The sequence below is a fragment of the Streptomyces sp. NPDC041970 genome, assembly GCF_055588985.1.
On the sequence record NZ_JBVJCD010000090.1, the window covers coordinates 1 to 17285 of the forward strand.

Consider the following 17285-nt stretch of genomic DNA (forward strand, 5'->3'; position numbering starts at 1 on the left):
CCCCCCCCCCCCCCCCCCCCCCCCCCCCCCCCCCCCCCCCCCCCCCCCCCCCCCCCCCCCCCCCCCCCCCCCCCCCCCCCCCCCCCCCCGCCGCGTGCGCTCAGCTCCCGTCCGGGGACAGCCTCAGCGAGATCGAGTTGATGCAGTACCGCTGGTCCGTGGGGGTCGGGTAGCCCTCGCCCTCGAAGACGTGGCCCAGGTGCGAGCCGCAGCGGGCGCAGCGGACCTCGGTGCGGACCATGCCGTGGGCGCGGTCCTCGACCAACTCGACCGCGTCGGTGTCCTTCGGGTCGTAGAAGGACGGCCATCCGCAGTGCGAGGCGAACTTGGTGTCGGAGCGGAACAGCTCCGCGCCGCAGGCCCGGCAGGAGTAGACGCCCTCCGTCGTGGTGTCGGTGTACTCGCCCACGAAGGCGGGCTCGGTGCCGGCCTGGCGCAGGACCGCGTACTCGGCGGGGGTCAGTTCAGCCCGCCACTGCTCGTCCGGCTTCTCGACGTCGTACGACACGTCCCGCTCCTCAGCTCGACAGGTGGTCCAGGATGCGCGGGCCGAGGTCGGTGACATCGCCCGCTCCCATGGTGAGAACGAGATCACCGGGCTTCGCCATTCCCGCGACGGCGGCCGGGACGTCGGCCTGGTCGTGGACGGCGGTCGCCTCCGCGCCCGCCGCCTTCGCGGCGTCGACGATCAGGGCGCTGGTGATGCCGGGGATCGGGTCCTCGCGGGCCGGGTAGATGTCCAGGACCACCGAGGCGTCGGCCAGCGCCAGGGCCTGGCCCATCTCGGTGCCCAGCTCCTGGGTGCGGGAGAACAGGTGGGGCTGGAAGACGACCAGGATGCGGGCGTCGGCGGCCGCGCCGCGCATGGCCTCCAGGTCGGCGGTCATCTCGGTGGGGTGGTGCGCGTACGAGTCGACGACCTGCACCCCCGCCGCCTCGCCCCGGAGCTGGAGGCGGCGCTTGACCCCGGTGTAGCTGCCGATGGCGGAGGCGAGGTTGTGCGCGGGGATGCCGAGGGCGACGCCGGCGGCGAGCGCGGCGACCGCGTTGTGGGCGTAGTGGCTGCCCGGCACGGAGACGGTGAACGTGAGGAACCTCCCGTTCAGCAGGACCGTGACCTCGCTGGTCAGGCCGCGCGGGGTGACCTTGTGGACGCGGACGTCGGCGTCCTCGGCGGAGCCGTAGGTGACGACCTTCAGGTCCGGGAGCGCCCGGACCCGGCGGGTCAGCTCGATCGCGCCCGGCTGGTCGGCGGAGACGACCAGGGTGCCGCCGGGGACGATCTTGCCGACGAAGGTCTCGAAGGAGTCGTAGATCTCGTCCATCGAGGCGTAGTTCGCGTGGTGGTCCAGCTCGACGTTGAGGACGATCGCGACCTCCGGGTCGTACTTCTGGAAGCTGCGGTCGCTCTCGTCCGCCTCCGCGACGAAGACGTCGCCCTCGCCGTGGGTGGCGTTGGTGCCGGGGCCCTCCAGGTCGCCGCCGATGGCGTACGAGGGGGCGAGGCCCAGCGAGGACAGCGCGACCGCCAGCATGGAGGTCGTCGTGGTCTTGCCGTGCGTGCCGGCCACGGCGATGGAGCGCAGCCCCGTCATCAGGGAGGCCAGCGCGTCGGAGCGGTGCACCACCGGGAGGGAGAGTTCGGCGGCGCGCAGCAGCTCGGGGTTGTCGGCGCGGATGGCGCTGGAGACGACCACGCAGGTCGCGTCGTCGGCCAGGTGGTCCGCCGCGTGCCCGATGTGCACGGTGGCCCCCAGCGCCCGCAGCGATGCGGCGGTGGCGGACTCCTTGGCGTCGCTGCCCGCCACCTTCGCGCCGCGCTGGGCCAGGATCTTCGCGATGCCCGACATTCCGGCGCCGCCGATGCCGATGAAGTGCGGTCGTTCCAGGGCAGCGGGAATGCCGGGTGCCATCTGTGCTCCTGCGGGTATCGAGTGGTCGGGGCTGCGGACCGGTGCCATCCAGGACCGCGGGGCCAGCCTATTCGCTGTGCGCGAAGAGCTTGAGCACCGGTACGCCGACCTTGTGCCGGGCTCGGGAGGCCCAGTCGCGGTGGAAGAACTCCTCCACGTAGTGCGGGGCCGTCAGGACGATGACCTCGTCGGCGCCCGCCTCCTCCACCACGCTCCTGAGCCGGTCCAGGGGGTGGTCCTCGACCACCTGCCCGACCGCTTCGGCGCCCGCCTGGCGCAGGGCGCGGAGGGAGTACTGCAGTCCGATCTCGGCGGGTTCGCGGGCCTCGCCGCCCTCCGGCTCCTCGCCCTCGCGGACCGCTTCCTTCAGTTCCCCCATCGCCACGTCGTCGATCGCGCGCAGCAGGACATCGGCCTGGTCGCCGCGCGGCTGCAACAGGACGACGAACGAGATGCGCTCCTCGCCGTGGAGCGTGGTGACGAAGTCCACGTCCTCGGGAGTGAGCGGCTTCTCGATCATCAAAACGCTTGTGAACACGACAGGCGCCCTTCCGCTTCTTCGTCTCGCCGAGGGTTCACTCGCCCCTCGGCGGTCGTTTGCTGAAACCATCCTTCCCCGTGATGCCACGGGGTCTGCAGGGGTAAGTGTGCCCATCCGAAGCGAACCGGAACGGCGAATTCCGTTAACTGCCGGTCCGACGGTAGCGAGTGAAGAGGAACCCGGCCTCCTCCAGGAGCGACGTCAGGGAGAAACGTTCCGGCACCGTGACGCCCGGTCCGCCCGCGATCCGCTGGGCTTCGCCGGCGGTGAGCATCGGGGAGACCGTGAGACACAGCTCGTCCAGCACGCCCGCCGCCACAAACTGGCCGAGCAGCCGGGGCCCGCCCTCGGTCAGCTGCCGGGTCAGCCCCCGGTCCGCCAGCTCGCGCACCACCCGGACCGGGTCCACCCGCCTCCCCTCGCCCGCGATCACGACCTCGGCGCCGGCCCGCCGCGCGGCGGCCATCCGGTCGGCGGGCGCCCCCGCCCCCGTCACCACGAGCGTGGGGACCAGCGGTTCGGTGAACAGCGGCAGCGCGAAGTCCAGGTCCAGGGAGCCGCTGACCACCGCGACGGCCGGAGCGGGCCCCTGCCCGGCCGCCGCCCGCCGCGCGGCGAACGCCTCGCGGGCGCGGGCGGGGCGGTACCCCTCCAGGCGTACGGTCCCGGCTCCGGCGATCACGACGTCGGCCAGGGCCCGCAGGGCGCCGAAGATCCGCATGTCCGCCGCGCAGGAGATGCCCTGGGAGCGGCCCTCGTGCTGGGCGGCCCCGTCGAGGGTGGAGACCATGTTGGCCCGCAGCCACGGCGTGTCGCCGGGCGGGTAGGCGTACGCGTCGGCCAGCTCGTCGAGACTCCACTCGCGGTCGACCAGCGGCCCGGAGCGGTCGGCGGTCAGCGGCCCGGAGCGGTCGGCGGTCAGCGGTCCGGGGCCGCGGGTGAGCGCTCCGGAGCCGCCCTCGGCGCCGTCGCCGCCGCTGTCGCCGGTGGCGCTCGCTGTCAGGTCCGTCACAGGGAACAGGCTTCGCATGGGATGCAGTCTGGCACGGGCCTTAGGGTGGAGAGTTGTGTCGTCCTCCACCGCCGTTCCGGGGCAGAGCCCCCTCGCCGAAGCGGCCCCGCTGTCCCTGTGCGCCCGCGAGCCGCATGTCCCCGCCGACCGTCTGGTCGCCGAGATGGTGCCGCCGCCGCGCTTCGACTCGGTGCGCTTCGAGACGTACGTCCCCGATCCGAACCAGCCCAGCCAGAGCGAGGCCGTCACCGTCCTCGCGGGCTTCGCCGCCGGGCTCGGCGGGGCGCACGCCTCGGGCGCCGGGCGGCGCCGGTGGTTCGGCTCGCGGAAGCCGGCCGCCCCGACCGGGCCGCGCGGGGTCTACCTGGACGGCGGCTACGGGGTCGGCAAGACCCACCTGCTGGCCTCCCTCTGGCACGCCACGCCGGCCGAGCCCTCGCTCAAGGCGTTCGGCACGTTCGTGGAGCTGACGAACCTGGTCGGCGCGCTGGGCTTCCAGCAGACCGTGCAGACCCTGAGCGGGCACCGGCTGCTGTGCATCGACGAGTTCGAGCTGGACGATCCGGGCGACACCGTACTGGTGTCCTCGCTGCTCAGCCGGCTGGTGGAGGCCGGGGTGGCGCTGGCCGCGACGTCCAACACGCTGCCCGGCAAGCTCGGCGAGGGCCGGTTCGCCGCTGCCGACTTCCTGCGCGAGATCCAGGGCCTGTCGGCGCACTTCCGCCCGCTGCGCATCGACGGCGAGGACTACCGCCACCGCGGACTGCCCGAGGCCCCGCCGCCGTACACCGACGAGCAGGTCACCCGAGCCGCGTACGCCGCGCCGGGCGCCTCGCTCGACGACTTCCCCGCGCTGCTGGAGCACCTGGCGCGGGTCCACCCGAGCCGTTACGGCGCCCTGACCGACGAGGTCGCCGCGGTCTGCCTGACCGGGGTGCGGGCGGTGCCCGACCAGTCGACGGCCCTGCGCCTGGTGGTCCTGGCCGACCGGCTCTACGACCGGGAGATCCCGGTCCTGGCCTCCGGGCTCCCCTTCGACCGGCTGTTCAGCGACGAGATGTTGAACGGCGGGTACCGGAAGAAGTACTTCCGTGCGATCTCCCGGCTGACGGCTCTGGCGCGTGACGCGAAGGGGCTGGTGGCGCAGTAGGTTCGGGGGCGTGACACCGGGCCCGTCCGGCTGCGGGCGGGCCGTTACCTCCGGTACAACCGCGTACACCGTTCGAAGGGAACCAGCATGGCTACCACGCGTCAGGCGCACACGGTCTGGGAAGGCAACCTGATCGAGGGCAGGGGCGTCGTCACGTTCGACTCGTCCGGCATCGGTGAGTACGACGTCTCCTGGCCGTCCCGCTCGGAGAAGGCGAACGGGAAGACGAGCCCCGAGGAGCTCATCGCGGCCGCGCACTCCAGTTGCTTCTCGATGGCCCTGTCCAACGGCCTCGCCACCGCCGGCACCCCGCCGACCCGGCTGAACACCCAGGCCGAGGTCACCTTCCAGCCCGGCACCGGCATCACCGGCATCCACCTCACCGTCCAGGGCGAGGTCCCCGGCCTCGACGAGGCGGCCTTCGTGAGGGCGGCCGAGGACGCCAAGGCGAACTGCCCGGTCAGCCAGGCGCTGACGGGCACGACGATCACCCTGACGGCTTCCCTGGCCTGATCCCCCGCCGCCGGGGGCCGGCCGCGACGCGGGACCGCCCCCGGCGGCCCGGCGACCGCCGGGCGGACGGCGGCCCCGGCCGCGCGGGTCGCAGGGCGCGGGCTCGCAGCGCGCAGACCGTTCGGGGCCACCCGGGCGCGGCGTCGCGCGCGTGGTTCCCGCGGCGCTTCGTGCGTGCTACACACGTGCGGGTCACTTCACCTGTCCGCCAACAGGGAGTCGCCCATGTCCTGCGCACCTCGGCCCCTCGCGTCACGACGCCAGGTCCTCACAGGCGGCGGCGCGGCCGCCGCGATCGCCTTCACCGGAGCGTTCAGCGAACTCTTCGCGGGTACCGCCGCCGCCCGCGGCCACGGCGGCTACGGCCCCCTCGTCCCCGACCCGGACGGCCTGCTCGACCTGCCGAAGGGCTTCCGCTACCGGGTGCTCTCCCGCGAGGGCGAACCGCTGCGCTCGGGCGAGGGGGCGGTACCCGGCCGCCATGACGGGATGGCGGCCCTCGCGGGCCGGCACGGGCGCGTCCACCTCGTCCGCAACCACGAGAACCGGGCCACGGCCGCCCTCGGCGTACCGACCGTCCAGGGGCTGACCTACGACCCGGCGGCCAAGGGCGGTTGCACGGTCCTGGAGCTGGACGCCCGCGGCGAGGTGCTCGGCGAGCGCGTCGCCATCGCCGGTACGGCGGTGAACTGCGCGGGCGGGCCCACCCCGTGGCGCACCTGGCTGACCTGTGAGGAGACCGAGGACAGGGCCGGGACCAGCGGGTACACCAAGGACCACGGCTTCGTCTTCGAGGTGGACGGCGCCGACCCGCGCCGCACCGGAGCCGTCCCGCTGACCGCGCTGGGCCGCTTCCAGCACGAGGCGGTCGCCGTCGACCCGCGGTCCGGGATCGTGTACGAGACGGAGGACGCGTTCGACCAGCCGTTCGGGCTCTTCTACCGCTTCCTCCCCGCGCGACCGCTCGGCGGCACGGGATCGCTGCGGGCGGGCGGGGCGCTGGAGGCGATGCGGGTGCCCGGAGTGCGGGACCTGTCGGCCGTACGGGAGCCCGGCACGAGCTTCGACCGGATCGAGTGGGCGCCCGTGCCCGATCCGCTGGCGACCGGGACCGCGATCCGCTTCCAGGACTTCGGGCCGAAGGGCGTCACCCACGCCCAGAAGCTGGAGGGCTGCTACTGGGGCGGTGCGTCGGTCTACTTCGTCTCCAGCTTCGCGCGCCGCGCCGAGGGCTCGGCCGCCGACCACTACGGGCAGGTGTGGCGCTACGAGCCGAGGAGGCGGCGGCTCACCCTGGTCGTCGCCTTCGGCCCGGACACCGACGTCCGGCTGCCCGGCGAGTCCCCGGACAACATCTGCCTGGCCGCCGGTGGCGGGCTGATGGTCTGCGAGGACGGCGGCGGCGCGCAGTACGTGCTGGGGGTGACCCGGCGGGGCGAGGTGTATCCGATGGCGCGCGGGCGGCAGGACATCGGGACGCCCGAGGCCCCGGAGTGGGGTGAGTTCGCCGGGGTCGCGTTCTCGCCGGACGGCTCGACGATGTACGTGAACTGCTACACGCCGGGCACGACGTTCGCGGTGACGGGCCCCTGGCGCTGACCGGACCGGGCGGCGTCCGGCCGGGGAGGCCGCGGCGCGCCCGATCCCCGGACGTGTTCGGCCGGGCCGCCCGTACGAGCGCCGCCCCGCCAGGACCGGCGCGGAACGCCCCCACACCCCTCGTACGGGCCGGCACGCCCGCCCGTACGCCCGTACCGGCCGCCGCGCGCGCCTCCACCGCCCGTGCGGGCATCGCCCTCCCCCGGGACCCGCCGCACGCGAGCCACCCGCCCTCGGCGGGAAGCCGTCACCGTTCCCCGAGCGCGGCGACGGCGTCGAGCCCGGCGCTCCGCAGCGTCCGCTGGACGGAGCGCCGGGCTCCCCGGACGGTCAGCTCGGCGGGCGCCGGGCGCAGCGTGGCGGCCCGCAGCAGCGCGTAGGCGCATCCGAGGTCGCAGCGCGTGACGGCGCTCATGTCCACGGTCCAGGCGGCGGCCCCGCCGAGCCGCGGGTCGGTGAGGAGTTCCTCCAGCTCCCGCAGGGCCTCGGTCCCGAGCTCTCCGGCCAGGACCAGTTCGACCGCCCGCTCGTCCGCGGCGGCGACGACCGCCGTGGGTGTGCGGGTCGGCGGGGCGGAGGGGTGTTCGGCAGCCATGGCGGCATCCTTCGCGGTCCGGAGACGACTCCGCTGTCTCTTCCATGGTCCCTCGGCACGGCCCCCGCCTCCCCATGACGCCCGGAGCGCCGCGGAGACCCTATGGACCTATTGTCCGATATTTTCCGTTAATGATCAGATCATCACGGAAACTGACTGCTGTGATCGTCATGGCGGTGCTGCTCTGCGCCGCGCTGACCGGATGCGCCGACCGCGTCGGCCCCGCCGGGCCCACCGCACCCGCGCCGACGCCCCCGTCCGCCGGGGAGAAGCCGCCCACGATGGCGCCCGGCCCGGCGGGCCGCACCCCGGTCTTCGAGCGGCGGCCGAGCGGCGCGGGCGCGGCGGGCCGGGCGGCGGAGAAGGTCGTGGCGCTCACGTTCGACGCCGACATGACGGCCGATCAGGGGCCTCGGGCGGCGGCGGGCGAACGTTTCGACAACCCGGAGCTGATCGCGCTGCTGCGGCGGCTGAAGGTGCCCTCCACCGTCTTCATGACCGGCCGCTGGGCCGAGGAGTACCCGGCGCAGGCGAAGTCCATCGGCACGGACCCGCTGTTCGAGATCGCCAACCACTCCTACAGCCACCACGCCTTCAGCACCCCCTGCTACGGCCTGCCGGTGGTCGGCGAGGCCGCGATGGCCCGCGACGTGGAGCGCGCCTTCGCGGCGTTCCGGGCCGCCGGGGCGCGGAACGTGGTGCCGTACTTCCGCTTCCCCGGCGGGTGCTACGACGACACCGCCCTGCGCGCGCTGGGCCCGGCGAACGTGACGGCCGTGCAGTGGGACGTGGTCAGCGGCGACGCGTTCGCCACGGACGCGGACGCGGTGGCCGAACAGGTGCTCGCCGGGGTGCGGCCGGGCTCGCTCGTGGTCATGCACTGCACCCGCAGCGCGGCCCCGACCACCGGGGCGGCGCTGCGCCGGATCGTGCCGGAGCTGCGCGAGCGCGGCTACCGCTTCGTGAAGGTCTCCGAGCTGATGCGGGGCTGACCGGGCCCCCGTCGGGCACGCGGACGCGGCCCGGGAGCGCTCAGCCGGAGCAGGCCGTGCGCTCCGCCTCGCGCCAGGCGCAGACCGGGCAGAGCGTGGCGCCCTTCGTCGACTCCGGATACTCGGTCGGCCGACGGCACAGCACGCACTCGGCGTACGGGGGGCCCGCGTCCGCCCCGTCCGGCTCGGGCGGTGCCGCCGGCTCCGGTCCGCGGTACGCGTCGTCGTCCATGACTCCAGCGTACTGCGCACCCCCCGGCGGTCAGCCGGTCGTCTTCTCGGGCCTCGCCTCGCTGGGCCGCACGATGACGAACCCCTCGCCCTGCAGCATGAGCTGGACCGCCTCGCCGGAGCCGCCGCGCACCATCGAACCGATGCTCTGGGAGCGGTGGAGGGCGGTCGTGAGCTGCTGGCTCCAGCCGACGACGGCGTCCGTGTCGACGTACACCGGCTGGGCGGCCGTCACCGGGATCACGATGGGGGTGCCCTCGCAGATCAGGCCGAGCTTGCCGTAACCGGTGAAGACGCTGTTGAAGAGGCCGCCGCCGACCATGCCCGCGCCCTTCACCGTCCTGATCTCGTAGGCGAGGGTGGAGTCGAAGCACAGGACGTTGCGGCCGTTGACGGTGAGCGAGTCGCCGTGCTCGATCTCCACGATGAAGCAGTTGGCGGCCTCGTGCGCGAACCACGCCTCGCCCTGGCCGCGCACCGCCATCAGCGCGAGGCCCTCCCCGGTCACCGCGCGCTTGAGCATCCCTCCGATGCCCTGGCCCTTGCGTTCGAACTGGAGGTTGCCGCGGTAGGCGATCATCGACCCCTGCCGGGCGTGCATCTCCCCGTTCACGGCGTACTTGACCGACTTGGGGTTCTGCAGGGTCATGCCGGGAGCGGTGGCGGGCTGGGCCAGGTGGTCGCTGGAAAACAGGTCGCTCTTCATGCCGGGCATCCTCGCCCGGACCGTGCCGTTCCGCCAAGAAGTCCGCCCGGAAGGCGGTGCGCCGGGCCTGGCAGACTGGGGCGGTGATCAACGAAGCCCCCGACCCCGAGAGCCCGTCCGACGGCGGCCCCGCCGACCGCGACCGGGCGCCGCAGTTCGTGCTGCCGCTGGTGCTCCACCTGGAGAAGACGGACCCGCCCGCCCGTACGGACGCGCTGCGCACCGCCGCCCGCGCGGTGCTCACGATCCTCTCCGACGAGCGGTCCCTCGGCGAGGGCGAGTGGGCCGGGGCGATGCGCGACTGGCAGGACGCCAGGATCCGCAAGGTCGTGCGCCGGGCGCGCGGCGCGGAGTGGCGCAAGGCGGCGGCGCTGGACGGGATCACCGTGACGGGCGAGAAGGCGGAGGTACGGGTGTTCCCGCCGGTCCCGCTGGACGGCTGGCCCAAGGAGCTGGCCAAGCTCCAGGTCTCGGGCACCGACCTCGACGACCCGGAACCGCCCCCCGCCCCCGACCCGGCGGCCCCGGTGCTGTGGCTCAACCCCGAGGTGGCCATGTCCGCGGGCAAGACGATGGCCCAGGTCGGGCACGGCGCGCAGCTCCTGTGGTGGGAGCTGTCGGAGGCCGAGCGCGCCGCGTGGCGCGCCGCCGGGTTCCCGCTCTCCGTGGCCACCGCCGCCCCCCGGCTCTGGCGCGAGCTGACGGTGAGCGGTCTGCCGGTGGTGCACGACGCCGGGTTCACCGAGATCGCGCCGGGGATGACCGTCGCCTCCGAGGGCGGCGACCGGTTCGGGGCCCGTCTGCGGCTGCCGCGCCCGTGACCGCCGGCCGCGCGCCGGAGCGGTGGCGCCCCTCGTGGCGCCGGTGCGCCCCGGTCGAGCCGGAACCTCAGATCCTGCTCTGAACGTCCCCCCGTCCGGGTTCGCCCCCGCGCGGCGGGGCCATCACAGGGGAACAGGGCGAGGCAGGGGGGCACCGTGGAGCTGGGGACGGGGATCGGCTGGCGGCCGGAGATCGCGGCCGAGGTGGAGGCGCTGGCGGGGGTCGACTGGGTCGAGGCGGTCGCGGAGAACCTCTGCGCCGACCACCTCCCCGACTCCCTCGTACGGTTGCGGGGGCGCGGCGTGCGGGTCGTGCCGCACGGGGTGGGGCTCGGGCTGGGCGGCGCCGGACGCCCGGACCCCGCGCGGCTGGCCGCCCTCGCGGCGCGCGCCGAGCTGCTGGGGGCGCCGCTGGTGAGCGAGCACATCGCGTTCGTACGGGCCGGGGGGCCGCTCACCGCCTCGCCGGGGCTGGAGGCCGGGCACCTGCTGCCGGTGCCCCGCACCCGGGACGCGCTGGAGGTGCTGTGCGAGAACGTGCGCATCGCCCAGGACTCGCTGCCGGTGCCGCTGGCCCTGGAGAACATCGCGGCGCTGTTCGCCTGGCCGGACGAGGAGCTGACCGAGGGGCAGTTCCTGGCGGAGCTGGTCGGGCGGACCGGGGTGCGGCTGCTGATCGACGTGGCCAATCTGCACACCAACCACGTCAACCTCGGCCAGGACCCGGCGAGGGCGCTGGACGAACTGCCGGTGGAGGCCATCGCGTACGTGCACGTGGCGGGCGGCGTCGAGAAGGACGGCGTCTGGCACGACACCCACGCCCACCCGGTCACCGCCCCGGTCCTCGACGTGCTGGCCGAGCTGTGCTCCCGCGTCGATCCGCCGGGCGTCCTGCTGGAACGCGACGACGCCTTCCCGCCCGCGGCGGAGCTGGCCGCCGAACTGGACGCGATCCGGGCCGTCCTGCGGCCCCCGGCCGCCCGGACCGCCGCACGCGCGGCGAGCGCCGCGGCGGTCCGGAAGGGCCCCGGCTCCGCCCCGCGGGCGGGGGCGCGCGACCGGCTCGGCACCGCGCAGGCCGCGCTGCTGTCGGCGCTCGTCGCGGGGGCGCCCGCGCCCGACGGCTTCGACCACCGGCGGCTGCGGGTGCAGCGCGGGGCGCTGGCCGCCAAGCGCGCCGACGTCGTGGCCCGCATCGCGCCCGAGCTGCCGGAGATCCTGGGCGCCGGCTACCGCGCCGCGTTCCTCGCGTACGCCGCGAACAGGCCCATGCCCGGCGGGTATCGGCACGACGCCCTGCGCTTCGCGGAACACCTGCTGCTCACCGGCCGTCCCGCCGATCCCTCGGCACGGCGCCGGCTGAGGCACTGGTGGCAGGACCGGATCTCCGCCCGGCCGCCGCGCCGGGCCACCCGCCTCCTGCGGGCGGCGCGCGCCGCCCTGGCGGACAGGCGGACCGCCACGAGCCGCGGCGCGCCGCCCTCTTGACCGGGCATCGGGGTCAAACCCCGGACATGGCGGGTGCGGTGCTGTACAACGCGGGGCGCGCGCCCGACGATCCCCCTCCGTACCGCAGAGAGGCCCGCGCGTGAGAACAGCAGCGCTGTACACATCGATCGGCTCGCTGGTCCTGTCCGCCCTGGCCGTCGCCCCGGCCGCCGGCCGGGCCCAGCCGGGGGAGGCGGCCGAGGGCCGGGGCGTCGCGGTCGCCGCCGCGCGCGCCGCGGCCGCCGGGATCGCCTTCGCCTCCTGCCCCGAGGAGGAGATGCTGCCCGCCCCCCTCACCTGCGGCACGGTGCGCGTGCCCCTGGACTACGCGGACGTGGACGGCCCGCAGATCGCCCTGACCGTCAGCCGCGTTCCGGCCACGGGCCCGGCCGCCGGGCGGCAGGGCGCCCTCGTCTTCCATCCGGGCGGCCCCGGCTCGGCCGGCATCACCTTCCCGATGGTCGGTGAGCTGCCGGAGTGGCGGGAGATCGGCGCGGCGTACGACCTGGTCGGCTACGCCCCGCGCGGGGTCGCCCCCTCCGCCGCGCTGAGCTGCCAGGACCCCTCCGCGTACGCCAAGGCCCCCACCGACGCGCCGACGCACCCGACGCGGGCGGACAAGGAGCGGCGCGTCGCCGGCGCGCAGGCGTACGCGGAGGGCTGCGCCCGGCACGCGGGCGAGGCGCTGCGGCACTACACCTCGTTGAACAACGCCCGCGACCTGGACGTCCTGCGCGCCGCGCTCGGCGAGCGGAAGCTGACGTTCCTGGGCGTCGCCTACGGGACGTACCTCGGCGGCCTGTACGCGACGCTGTTCCCGTCCCACGTGCGGCGCATGGCCTTCGACTCGGTGGTGGACCCGGACCCGGCACGGATCTGGTACCGCTCCGGCCCCGCGCGGGCGCGGGCCGTCGAGGCGCGCTGGGAGGACTTCCGCCGCTGGGTGGCCGAGCACGACGCCGTCTACCGCCTGGGGACCACGCCGGAGGCCGTGCGGCTGCGCTACGACGCGGTGCGCGCGGAGTTGGCCGCCGAGCCGGCGGGCGGCACGGTGGGGCCGGGAGAGCTGCACGCGGCGCTCCTCGAGGCCGTCCACTACGACGACTACTGGGCGATGCGGGCGACGGCCCTGTCGCGGTACGTGCGGGGCGACCCGCGGCCGCTGATCGCCCAGGCCACACCGCGGGCCGTGACGGCGAAGGGCGACGAGAACGCGCGGGCGGTGTACACGGCCGTGCTGTGCAACGACGCGCCGTGGCCGCGCGCCTGGGCGGTGTGGGACCGCGACCACACGGCTCTGGCGCGCACCGCCCCGTTCGCGGCCTGGGACCACGCCTTCACCCACCTGCCGTGCGCCTTCTGGCCCGCGCCGCCGGGGCGGCCGCTGGACGTGGGGACGCGCCCCGGCGAGCTGCCGCCGATGCTGATCCTGGCGGCCGAGCGGGACGCGGTGACCCCGTACGCGGGGGCGGTGGAGTTGCGCCGGCGGCTGCCCGGCTCCTCGCTGGTGACCGAGCGGGGCGCCGGCACGCACGGCGTCGGCGGCGGCGGGAACGCCTGCGTCGACGGCCATCTGCGCCGGTATCTGCTGACCGGCCGGACGCCGGGGCGGGGGGCGGACTGCGCCGCGCGCCCCGCGCCCAACGCGGTGCCGCTGGACTGAACGGCGAGGGGCCGCCGCACCGTGACGGTGCGACGGCCCCCGAGCCGAACCCGGTGTCGCTGGAACGGCGGGCGGCACGGTCAGTGCCCGATGCCCGTCTTCTGATCTTCCGGGTTGGGGTGGTGCGGGACGCGCTGGTTATGCGAGCCCGGCCACCAGGTCTGCGACGCTCTTCCTGCGGCCCGTGTAGAACGGGACCTCCTCGCGCACATGGAGGCGCGCCTCGGAGGCGCGCAGGTGGCGCATCAGGTCGACGATGCGGTGCAGCTCGTCCGCCTCGAAGGCGAGGAGCCACTCGTAGTCGCCCAGCGAGAACGAGGCCACGGTGTTGGCGCGGACGTCGGGATAGCCCCGCGCCATCTTGCCGTGGTCCGCGAGCATACGGCGGCGGTCCTCGTCGGGCAGCAGGTACCAGTCGTAGGACCGTACGAAGGGGTAGACGCTGACGTAGTCGCGCGGCGTCTCGTCGGCGAGGAACGCCGGGATGTGCGACTTGTTGAACTCGGCCGGCCGGTGCAGCGCCATGTTCGACCAGACCGGGTCGAGCGCGCGGCCGAGCCTGGTCCGCCGGAAGAGGTTGTACGCCTCCTGCAGTTCGTCCGAGGTCTCGGCGTGCCACCAGATCATCAGGTCCGCGTCGGCGCGCAGCCCGGAGAGGTCGTAGGCGCCGCGGACGGTGACGTCCTCGGCCGCGAGCCGGTCGAACAGCTCCTGGACCTCCTCGGCGTACCCCGCGCGGTCCAGCGGCAGCACGTCGCGCAGTTTGAAGACCGACCACAGGGTGTAGCGGATGACCTCGTTGAGGTCCTTGGCCTTCTTGCCGGCGTTCGGACCCTTGCTTGGCGTCACACTCTCGGGAGCACTCATACGGCTATTGTCCCGCCTCGCTCCGCGTGCCCCGAACCAGGGTCGGCGTGGCGATGATCTCCTCCGCGATCTCTTCGGCCGCCCGCTGCGCGCTCGCGACGCAGGCCGGGATGCCGACCCCGTCGTAGACCGCGCCGCAGACCCGCAGGGCGGGCAGCTTGGCCACCTCCTCGCGGATGCGGGCGACACGGGCGAGGTGCCCGACCGGATACTGCGGCAGGCCCCCGGTCCAGCGGGTGACGACCGCGTCCACGGGGCGCGCGGCGAGGCCGGTGGCCTCGGCGAGGTCGCGCAGGGACGCGGCGACCAACTCGCCGTCCTCGCGGTGCAGGTGGTCCTCCTCGCCGTACCGGCCGACGGAGGTGCGGAGCACGAAGAGGTCGGGGGCGGCTTCGGCGACCCAGGACCACTTGTTGGCGGAGAACGTGGACGCCTTGATCGTCCGGCCGTCGACCGGCGGCACCAGGAACCCGGAGCGGCCGCGCAGCGCCTCGTACGCCTCGGCGTCGGCGCGCCGGAAGGCCAGGGTGACCAGGGCCATCGAGGCGTACTCGACGCCGGACAGCTCGGCGGAGGCGGCCGGGCACTCGGCGGCCAGCAGGGTGCCGGCGGACCAGGCGGGGGCGGCCAGGACGACGCCGTCCGCGGTCGTCGCCCCGTGCTCGGTGCGGACCGCCCAGCCCCCCTCCGCACGGGTCAGGCCGAGGACGGGCGTACGGGTGAGGATCTCGCCGCCGCCCGCGCGCACGGCGGCGGCGACGGCGTCCGGAAGGGTGCCGACGCCGCCTCGCAGGCCCTGGAAGACGGGTCCGGTCTCCTGGCGGGCGGCGGCCCTCTCCTGGACCCGGCGCACGCCCTCCAGCAGCGAACCGCCCTCCTTCACCGCCTCGAAGAGCCGCGGGACCGCGGCGCGCATCGAGATCCGGTAGGCGTCGCCGGCGTAGACGCCGCCCAGGAGCGGTTCCACCAGCCGGTCCACGACCTCGCGGCCGAACCGGTCGGCGACGTACGCGCCGACCGCCACGTCGTCGCCCACGGGGGTCGGGGTCAGGTCGCGTTCCTGCGCGGCGCGGGCCAGGCCCTCGGGCGACAGCACCCCGCCGAGCGCCGCCGGGTCGCCGGGGACGCCCATGACGTGCCCCTGGGGCATCGGGCGCAGCGCGCCGCGGGTCCACAGCGACGCGGTGGCCGTGGCGGGCGGCTGCAGGCGGTCGGCGAGGCCGACGGCCCGCGCCAGGTCGACCGCCTCGGGGCGCCGGGCGAGCATCGACTCGGCCCCCAGGTCGACCGGGACGCCCGCGATCCCCCCGGTCACGAGCTTGCCGCCGAGCCGGTCCGTCGCCTCCAGGAGGGTGACCCTCAGCCCGGCGGCGACCAGGCGGTGGGCGGCGGCCAGACCGGAGATGCCGCCGCCGACGACGACGACGTGGCCCGTGGGGGTGTCCGCACGCTGATCAGAACGCTGCATGGGTCCACTCTCTCAAACCCGTGCGGCGCCATGGCCGCGGCCGCCGCCGAACCCGCCCTCCGACGACCGGCCCCGGCCCGCGGCGGCCCTGAACCCCCGTGTCGGAGCGGGCGGTTGCCCTGCGCGGGGCCGGTCGCGGTGCACGCGGGCCCCGCGGGGCGCACCGGCGCACGGGCCGGGGCGCGTACCGGGGCCGTAGCGTGGGCCCTTCGGCACTCGGCGAAGGGACCCGGCATGGCAGCGGAGCGACTGGTGGTCATCGGCGGTGACGCGGCGGGCATGTCCGCCGCGTCGCAGGCCCGCAGGTTGAAGGGGCCCGACGCGTTGGAGATCGTGGCCTTCGAGCGCGGCCGCTTCTCGTCGTACTCCGCCTGCGGCATCCCGTACTGGGTCGGCGGCGACGTCGGGGAGCGCGACGAGCTGATCGCCCGCACCCCGGAGGAGCACCGGGCGCGGGACATCGATCTGCGGATGCGCACCGAGGTGACGGAGATCGACCTGGCCGGGCGGCGGGTGCGGGCGCTGGACCGGGAGAGCGGCGGGGAGTACTGGACGGGGTACGACAAGCTGGTGATCGCCACCGGGGCCCGGCCGGTGCGCCCGGCGCTGCCCGGCATGGACGCGGACGGGGTGCACGGGGTGCAGTCCCTGGACGACGGGCAGGCGCTCCTGGACACGCTGGAGTCGCTGGGCGGCTCGTCCGGGCGGCGGGCGGTCGTGGTGGGCGCGGGGTACATCGGCGTGGAGATGGCCGAGGCGCTGCTGAAGCGCGGCTTCGGGGTGACCGTCCTCAACCGGGGCGAGCAGCCGATGGCGACCCTCGATCCGGACATGGGGCGACTCGTCCACGAGGCGATGGACGGGCTGGGCATCACCACGGTCAACGGGGCGGAGGTCACCGGGATCCGCACGGGGCCCGACGGCCGGGTCAGCGCGGTGGTGACGGACGCGGGGGACCATCCGGCGGACGTGGTGGTCCTCGGCATCGGCGTGGAGCCGGAGACGGGGCTCGCCCGCGCGGCGGGGCTGCCGGTGGGCGGGCACGGCGGCCTGCTCACCGATCTGGCGATGCGGGTCGAGGGCCACGAGGACGTCTGGGCGGGCGGCGACTGCGTGGAGGTCCTGGACCTGGTGGCGGGGCGGCGGCGGCACATCGCGCTGGGCACGCACGCCAACAAGCACGGCCAGGTCATCGGTTCCAATGTGGCGGGCGGTTACGGCACGTTCCCCGGCGTCGTCGGCACGGCGGTGAGCAAGGTCTGCGACCTGGAGATCGCCCGGACCGGGCTGCGGGAGAAGGACGCCCGCGCGGTGGGGCTGCGCTTCGTCACGGCGACCGTCGAGTCGACGGGGCGCGCGGGCTACTACCCGGGGGCGCGGCCGATGACGGTGAAGATGATCGCCGAGTACCGCACGGGGCGGCTGCTCGGGGTGCAGATCGTCGGCCGGGATGGGGCGGCCAAGCGCGTGGACGTGGCGGCGGTGGCCCTGACGGCGGGGATGACGGTGGAGCGGATGACGGCGCTGGACCTGGGCTACGCCCCGCCGTTCTCGCCGGTCTGGGACCCGGTGCTGGTGGCGGCCCGCAAGGCGGTGGCGGCGGTGCGCGGCGCGGGGACCGCCTGAGCGGCCGTGGGGGGGGGGGGGGGGGGGGGGGGGGGGGGGGGGGGGGGGGGGGGGGGGGGGGGGGGGGGGGGGGGGGGGGGGGGGGGGGGGGGGGGGGGGG

17 protein-coding genes are annotated in these 17285 nt (G+C 75.3%); 8 read left to right on the plus strand and 9 right to left on the minus strand.

From position 1 onward, the window contains the following. Positions 1 to 100: 100 nt before the first annotated feature. The 4 genes from msrB to ACZ6EJ_RS26745 all read right to left on the minus strand — a co-directional run bounded on the left by msrB (position 101) and on the right by ACZ6EJ_RS26745 (position 3484). Positions 101 to 508, minus strand: coding sequence for a peptide-methionine (R)-S-oxide reductase MsrB (gene msrB / locus ACZ6EJ_RS26730; RefSeq protein ID WP_469270678.1), 408 nt, complete (start codon positions 506 to 508; stop codon positions 101 to 103). 10 nt (positions 509 to 518) lie between these two features. Next, a complete protein-coding gene (gene murC / locus ACZ6EJ_RS26735) occupies positions 519 to 1913 on the minus strand; it encodes a UDP-N-acetylmuramate--L-alanine ligase (RefSeq protein WP_469270679.1) in 1395 nt (464 codons plus the stop codon). 67 nt (positions 1914 to 1980) lie between these two features. Continuing rightward, positions 1981 to 2433 carry an indole-3-glycerol phosphate synthase gene (locus ACZ6EJ_RS26740; protein WP_469270681.1) on the minus strand — a complete coding sequence of 151 codons (453 nt, stop codon included), beginning with the start codon at positions 2431 to 2433 and terminating at the stop codon, positions 1981 to 1983. Positions 2434 to 2596: 163 nt separating this feature from the next. Continuing rightward, a complete protein-coding gene (locus tag ACZ6EJ_RS26745) occupies positions 2597 to 3484 on the minus strand; it encodes a pyrimidine reductase family protein (RefSeq protein WP_469270682.1) in 888 nt (295 codons plus the stop codon). 37 nt (positions 3485 to 3521) lie between these two features. Here ACZ6EJ_RS26745 and zapE point away from each other — a divergent pair, with 37 nt between their 5' ends. The 3 genes from zapE (at position 3522) to ACZ6EJ_RS26760 (ending at position 6728) form a co-directional block, all read left to right on the plus strand. Beyond that, the gene (gene zapE, locus ACZ6EJ_RS26750; RefSeq protein ID WP_469270683.1) at positions 3522 to 4616 is read left to right on the plus strand and encodes a cell division protein ZapE; all 1095 of its coding nucleotides are present in this window, start codon (positions 3522 to 3524) and stop codon (positions 4614 to 4616) included. 87 nt (positions 4617 to 4703) lie between these two features. Beyond that, positions 4704 to 5129, plus strand: a complete 426-nt coding sequence (locus ACZ6EJ_RS26755) for an OsmC family protein (RefSeq protein ID WP_469270685.1) — start codon at positions 4704 to 4706, stop codon at positions 5127 to 5129. Positions 5130 to 5354: 225 nt separating this feature from the next. Beyond that, positions 5355 to 6728 (plus strand): alkaline phosphatase PhoX, encoded by a 1374-nt coding sequence (locus ACZ6EJ_RS26760; RefSeq protein WP_469270687.1) that lies wholly within the window; start codon positions 5355 to 5357, stop codon positions 6726 to 6728. A 247-nt stretch (positions 6729 to 6975) separates the two neighbouring features. On the opposite strand, the gene ACZ6EJ_RS26765 is transcribed toward ACZ6EJ_RS26760, so the two are convergent. After that, the gene (locus ACZ6EJ_RS26765; protein WP_469270688.1) at positions 6976 to 7323 is read right to left on the minus strand and encodes an STAS domain-containing protein; all 348 of its coding nucleotides are present in this window, start codon (positions 7321 to 7323) and stop codon (positions 6976 to 6978) included. 131 nt (positions 7324 to 7454) lie between these two features. Here ACZ6EJ_RS26765 and ACZ6EJ_RS26770 point away from each other — a divergent pair, with 131 nt between their 5' ends. Beyond that, positions 7455 to 8315 carry a polysaccharide deacetylase family protein gene (locus ACZ6EJ_RS26770; RefSeq protein ID WP_469270689.1) on the plus strand — a complete coding sequence of 287 codons (861 nt, stop codon included), beginning with the start codon at positions 7455 to 7457 and terminating at the stop codon, positions 8313 to 8315. A gap of 40 nt (positions 8316 to 8355) precedes the next feature. Here the strand turns inward: ACZ6EJ_RS26770 and ACZ6EJ_RS26775 are convergent, their stop codons facing one another. Then, on the minus strand, positions 8356 to 8547 hold the full coding sequence (locus tag ACZ6EJ_RS26775; protein ID WP_469270691.1) for a hypothetical protein: 192 nt from the start codon (positions 8545 to 8547) through the stop codon (positions 8356 to 8358). A gap of 30 nt (positions 8548 to 8577) precedes the next feature. Beyond that, positions 8578 to 9252 (minus strand): AIM24 family protein, encoded by a 675-nt coding sequence (locus tag ACZ6EJ_RS26780; protein ID WP_469270693.1) that lies wholly within the window; start codon positions 9250 to 9252, stop codon positions 8578 to 8580. Between the two features lie 83 nt (positions 9253 to 9335). On the opposite strand from ACZ6EJ_RS26780, the gene ACZ6EJ_RS26785 reads away from it, so the two are divergent. From ACZ6EJ_RS26785 to ACZ6EJ_RS26795, 3 genes are all read left to right on the plus strand, one after another. Continuing rightward, positions 9336 to 10073: a peptidyl-tRNA hydrolase gene (locus tag ACZ6EJ_RS26785; RefSeq protein ID WP_469270694.1), complete on the plus strand. Its 738-nt coding sequence runs from the start codon at positions 9336 to 9338 to the stop codon at positions 10071 to 10073. 156 nt (positions 10074 to 10229) lie between these two features. Then, the gene (locus ACZ6EJ_RS26790) at positions 10230 to 11561 is read left to right on the plus strand and encodes an MbnB/TglH/ChrH family RiPP precursor modification enzyme (RefSeq protein WP_469270696.1); all 1332 of its coding nucleotides are present in this window, start codon (positions 10230 to 10232) and stop codon (positions 11559 to 11561) included. 100 nt (positions 11562 to 11661) lie between these two features. Beyond that, a complete protein-coding gene (locus ACZ6EJ_RS26795) occupies positions 11662 to 13224 on the plus strand; it encodes an alpha/beta hydrolase (RefSeq protein ID WP_469270698.1) in 1563 nt (520 codons plus the stop codon). Between the two features lie 138 nt (positions 13225 to 13362). On the opposite strand, the gene hemQ is transcribed toward ACZ6EJ_RS26795, so the two are convergent. After that, the gene (hemQ, locus tag ACZ6EJ_RS26800) at positions 13363 to 14091 is read right to left on the minus strand and encodes a hydrogen peroxide-dependent heme synthase (protein ID WP_469270700.1); all 729 of its coding nucleotides are present in this window, start codon (positions 14089 to 14091) and stop codon (positions 13363 to 13365) included. Positions 14092 to 14095: 4 nt separating this feature from the next. After that, on the minus strand, positions 14096 to 15559 hold the full coding sequence (gene hemG, locus ACZ6EJ_RS26805; protein ID WP_469270701.1) for a protoporphyrinogen oxidase: 1464 nt from the start codon (positions 15557 to 15559) through the stop codon (positions 14096 to 14098). A 234-nt stretch (positions 15560 to 15793) separates the two neighbouring features. On the opposite strand from hemG, the gene ACZ6EJ_RS26810 reads away from it, so the two are divergent. Then, positions 15794 to 17185: an FAD-dependent oxidoreductase gene (locus ACZ6EJ_RS26810; protein WP_469270703.1), complete on the plus strand. Its 1392-nt coding sequence runs from the start codon at positions 15794 to 15796 to the stop codon at positions 17183 to 17185. Positions 17186 to 17285: the final 100 nt, after the last annotated feature.

Excerpts from the sequence above, each read along its gene's own strand:
- murC (WP_469270679.1), bottom strand. The coding sequence starts at position 1,913 with ATGGCACCCGGCATTCCCGCTGCCCTGGAACGACCGCACTTCATCGGC.
- ACZ6EJ_RS26740 (WP_469270681.1), bottom strand. The coding sequence starts at position 2,433 with ATGATCGAGAAGCCGCTCACTCCCGAGGACGTGGACTTCGTCACCACG.
- ACZ6EJ_RS26745 (WP_469270682.1), bottom strand. The coding sequence starts at position 3,484 with ATGCGAAGCCTGTTCCCTGTGACGGACCTGACAGCGAGCGCCACCGGC.
- ACZ6EJ_RS26755 (WP_469270685.1), top strand. The coding sequence starts at position 4,704 with ATGGCTACCACGCGTCAGGCGCACACGGTCTGGGAAGGCAACCTGATC.
- ACZ6EJ_RS26760 (WP_469270687.1), top strand. The coding sequence starts at position 5,355 with ATGTCCTGCGCACCTCGGCCCCTCGCGTCACGACGCCAGGTCCTCACA.
- ACZ6EJ_RS26765 (WP_469270688.1), bottom strand. The coding sequence starts at position 7,323 with ATGGCTGCCGAACACCCCTCCGCCCCGCCGACCCGCACACCCACGGCG.
- ACZ6EJ_RS26770 (WP_469270689.1), top strand. The coding sequence starts at position 7,455 with ATGATCAGATCATCACGGAAACTGACTGCTGTGATCGTCATGGCGGTG.
- ACZ6EJ_RS26775 (WP_469270691.1), bottom strand. The coding sequence starts at position 8,547 with ATGGACGACGACGCGTACCGCGGACCGGAGCCGGCGGCACCGCCCGAG.
- ACZ6EJ_RS26780 (WP_469270693.1), bottom strand. The coding sequence starts at position 9,252 with ATGAAGAGCGACCTGTTTTCCAGCGACCACCTGGCCCAGCCCGCCACC.
- hemQ (WP_469270700.1), bottom strand. The coding sequence starts at position 14,091 with ATGAGTGCTCCCGAGAGTGTGACGCCAAGCAAGGGTCCGAACGCCGGC.
- hemG (WP_469270701.1), bottom strand. The coding sequence starts at position 15,559 with ATGCAGCGTTCTGATCAGCGTGCGGACACCCCCACGGGCCACGTCGTC.
- ACZ6EJ_RS26810 (WP_469270703.1), top strand. The coding sequence starts at position 15,794 with ATGGCAGCGGAGCGACTGGTGGTCATCGGCGGTGACGCGGCGGGCATG.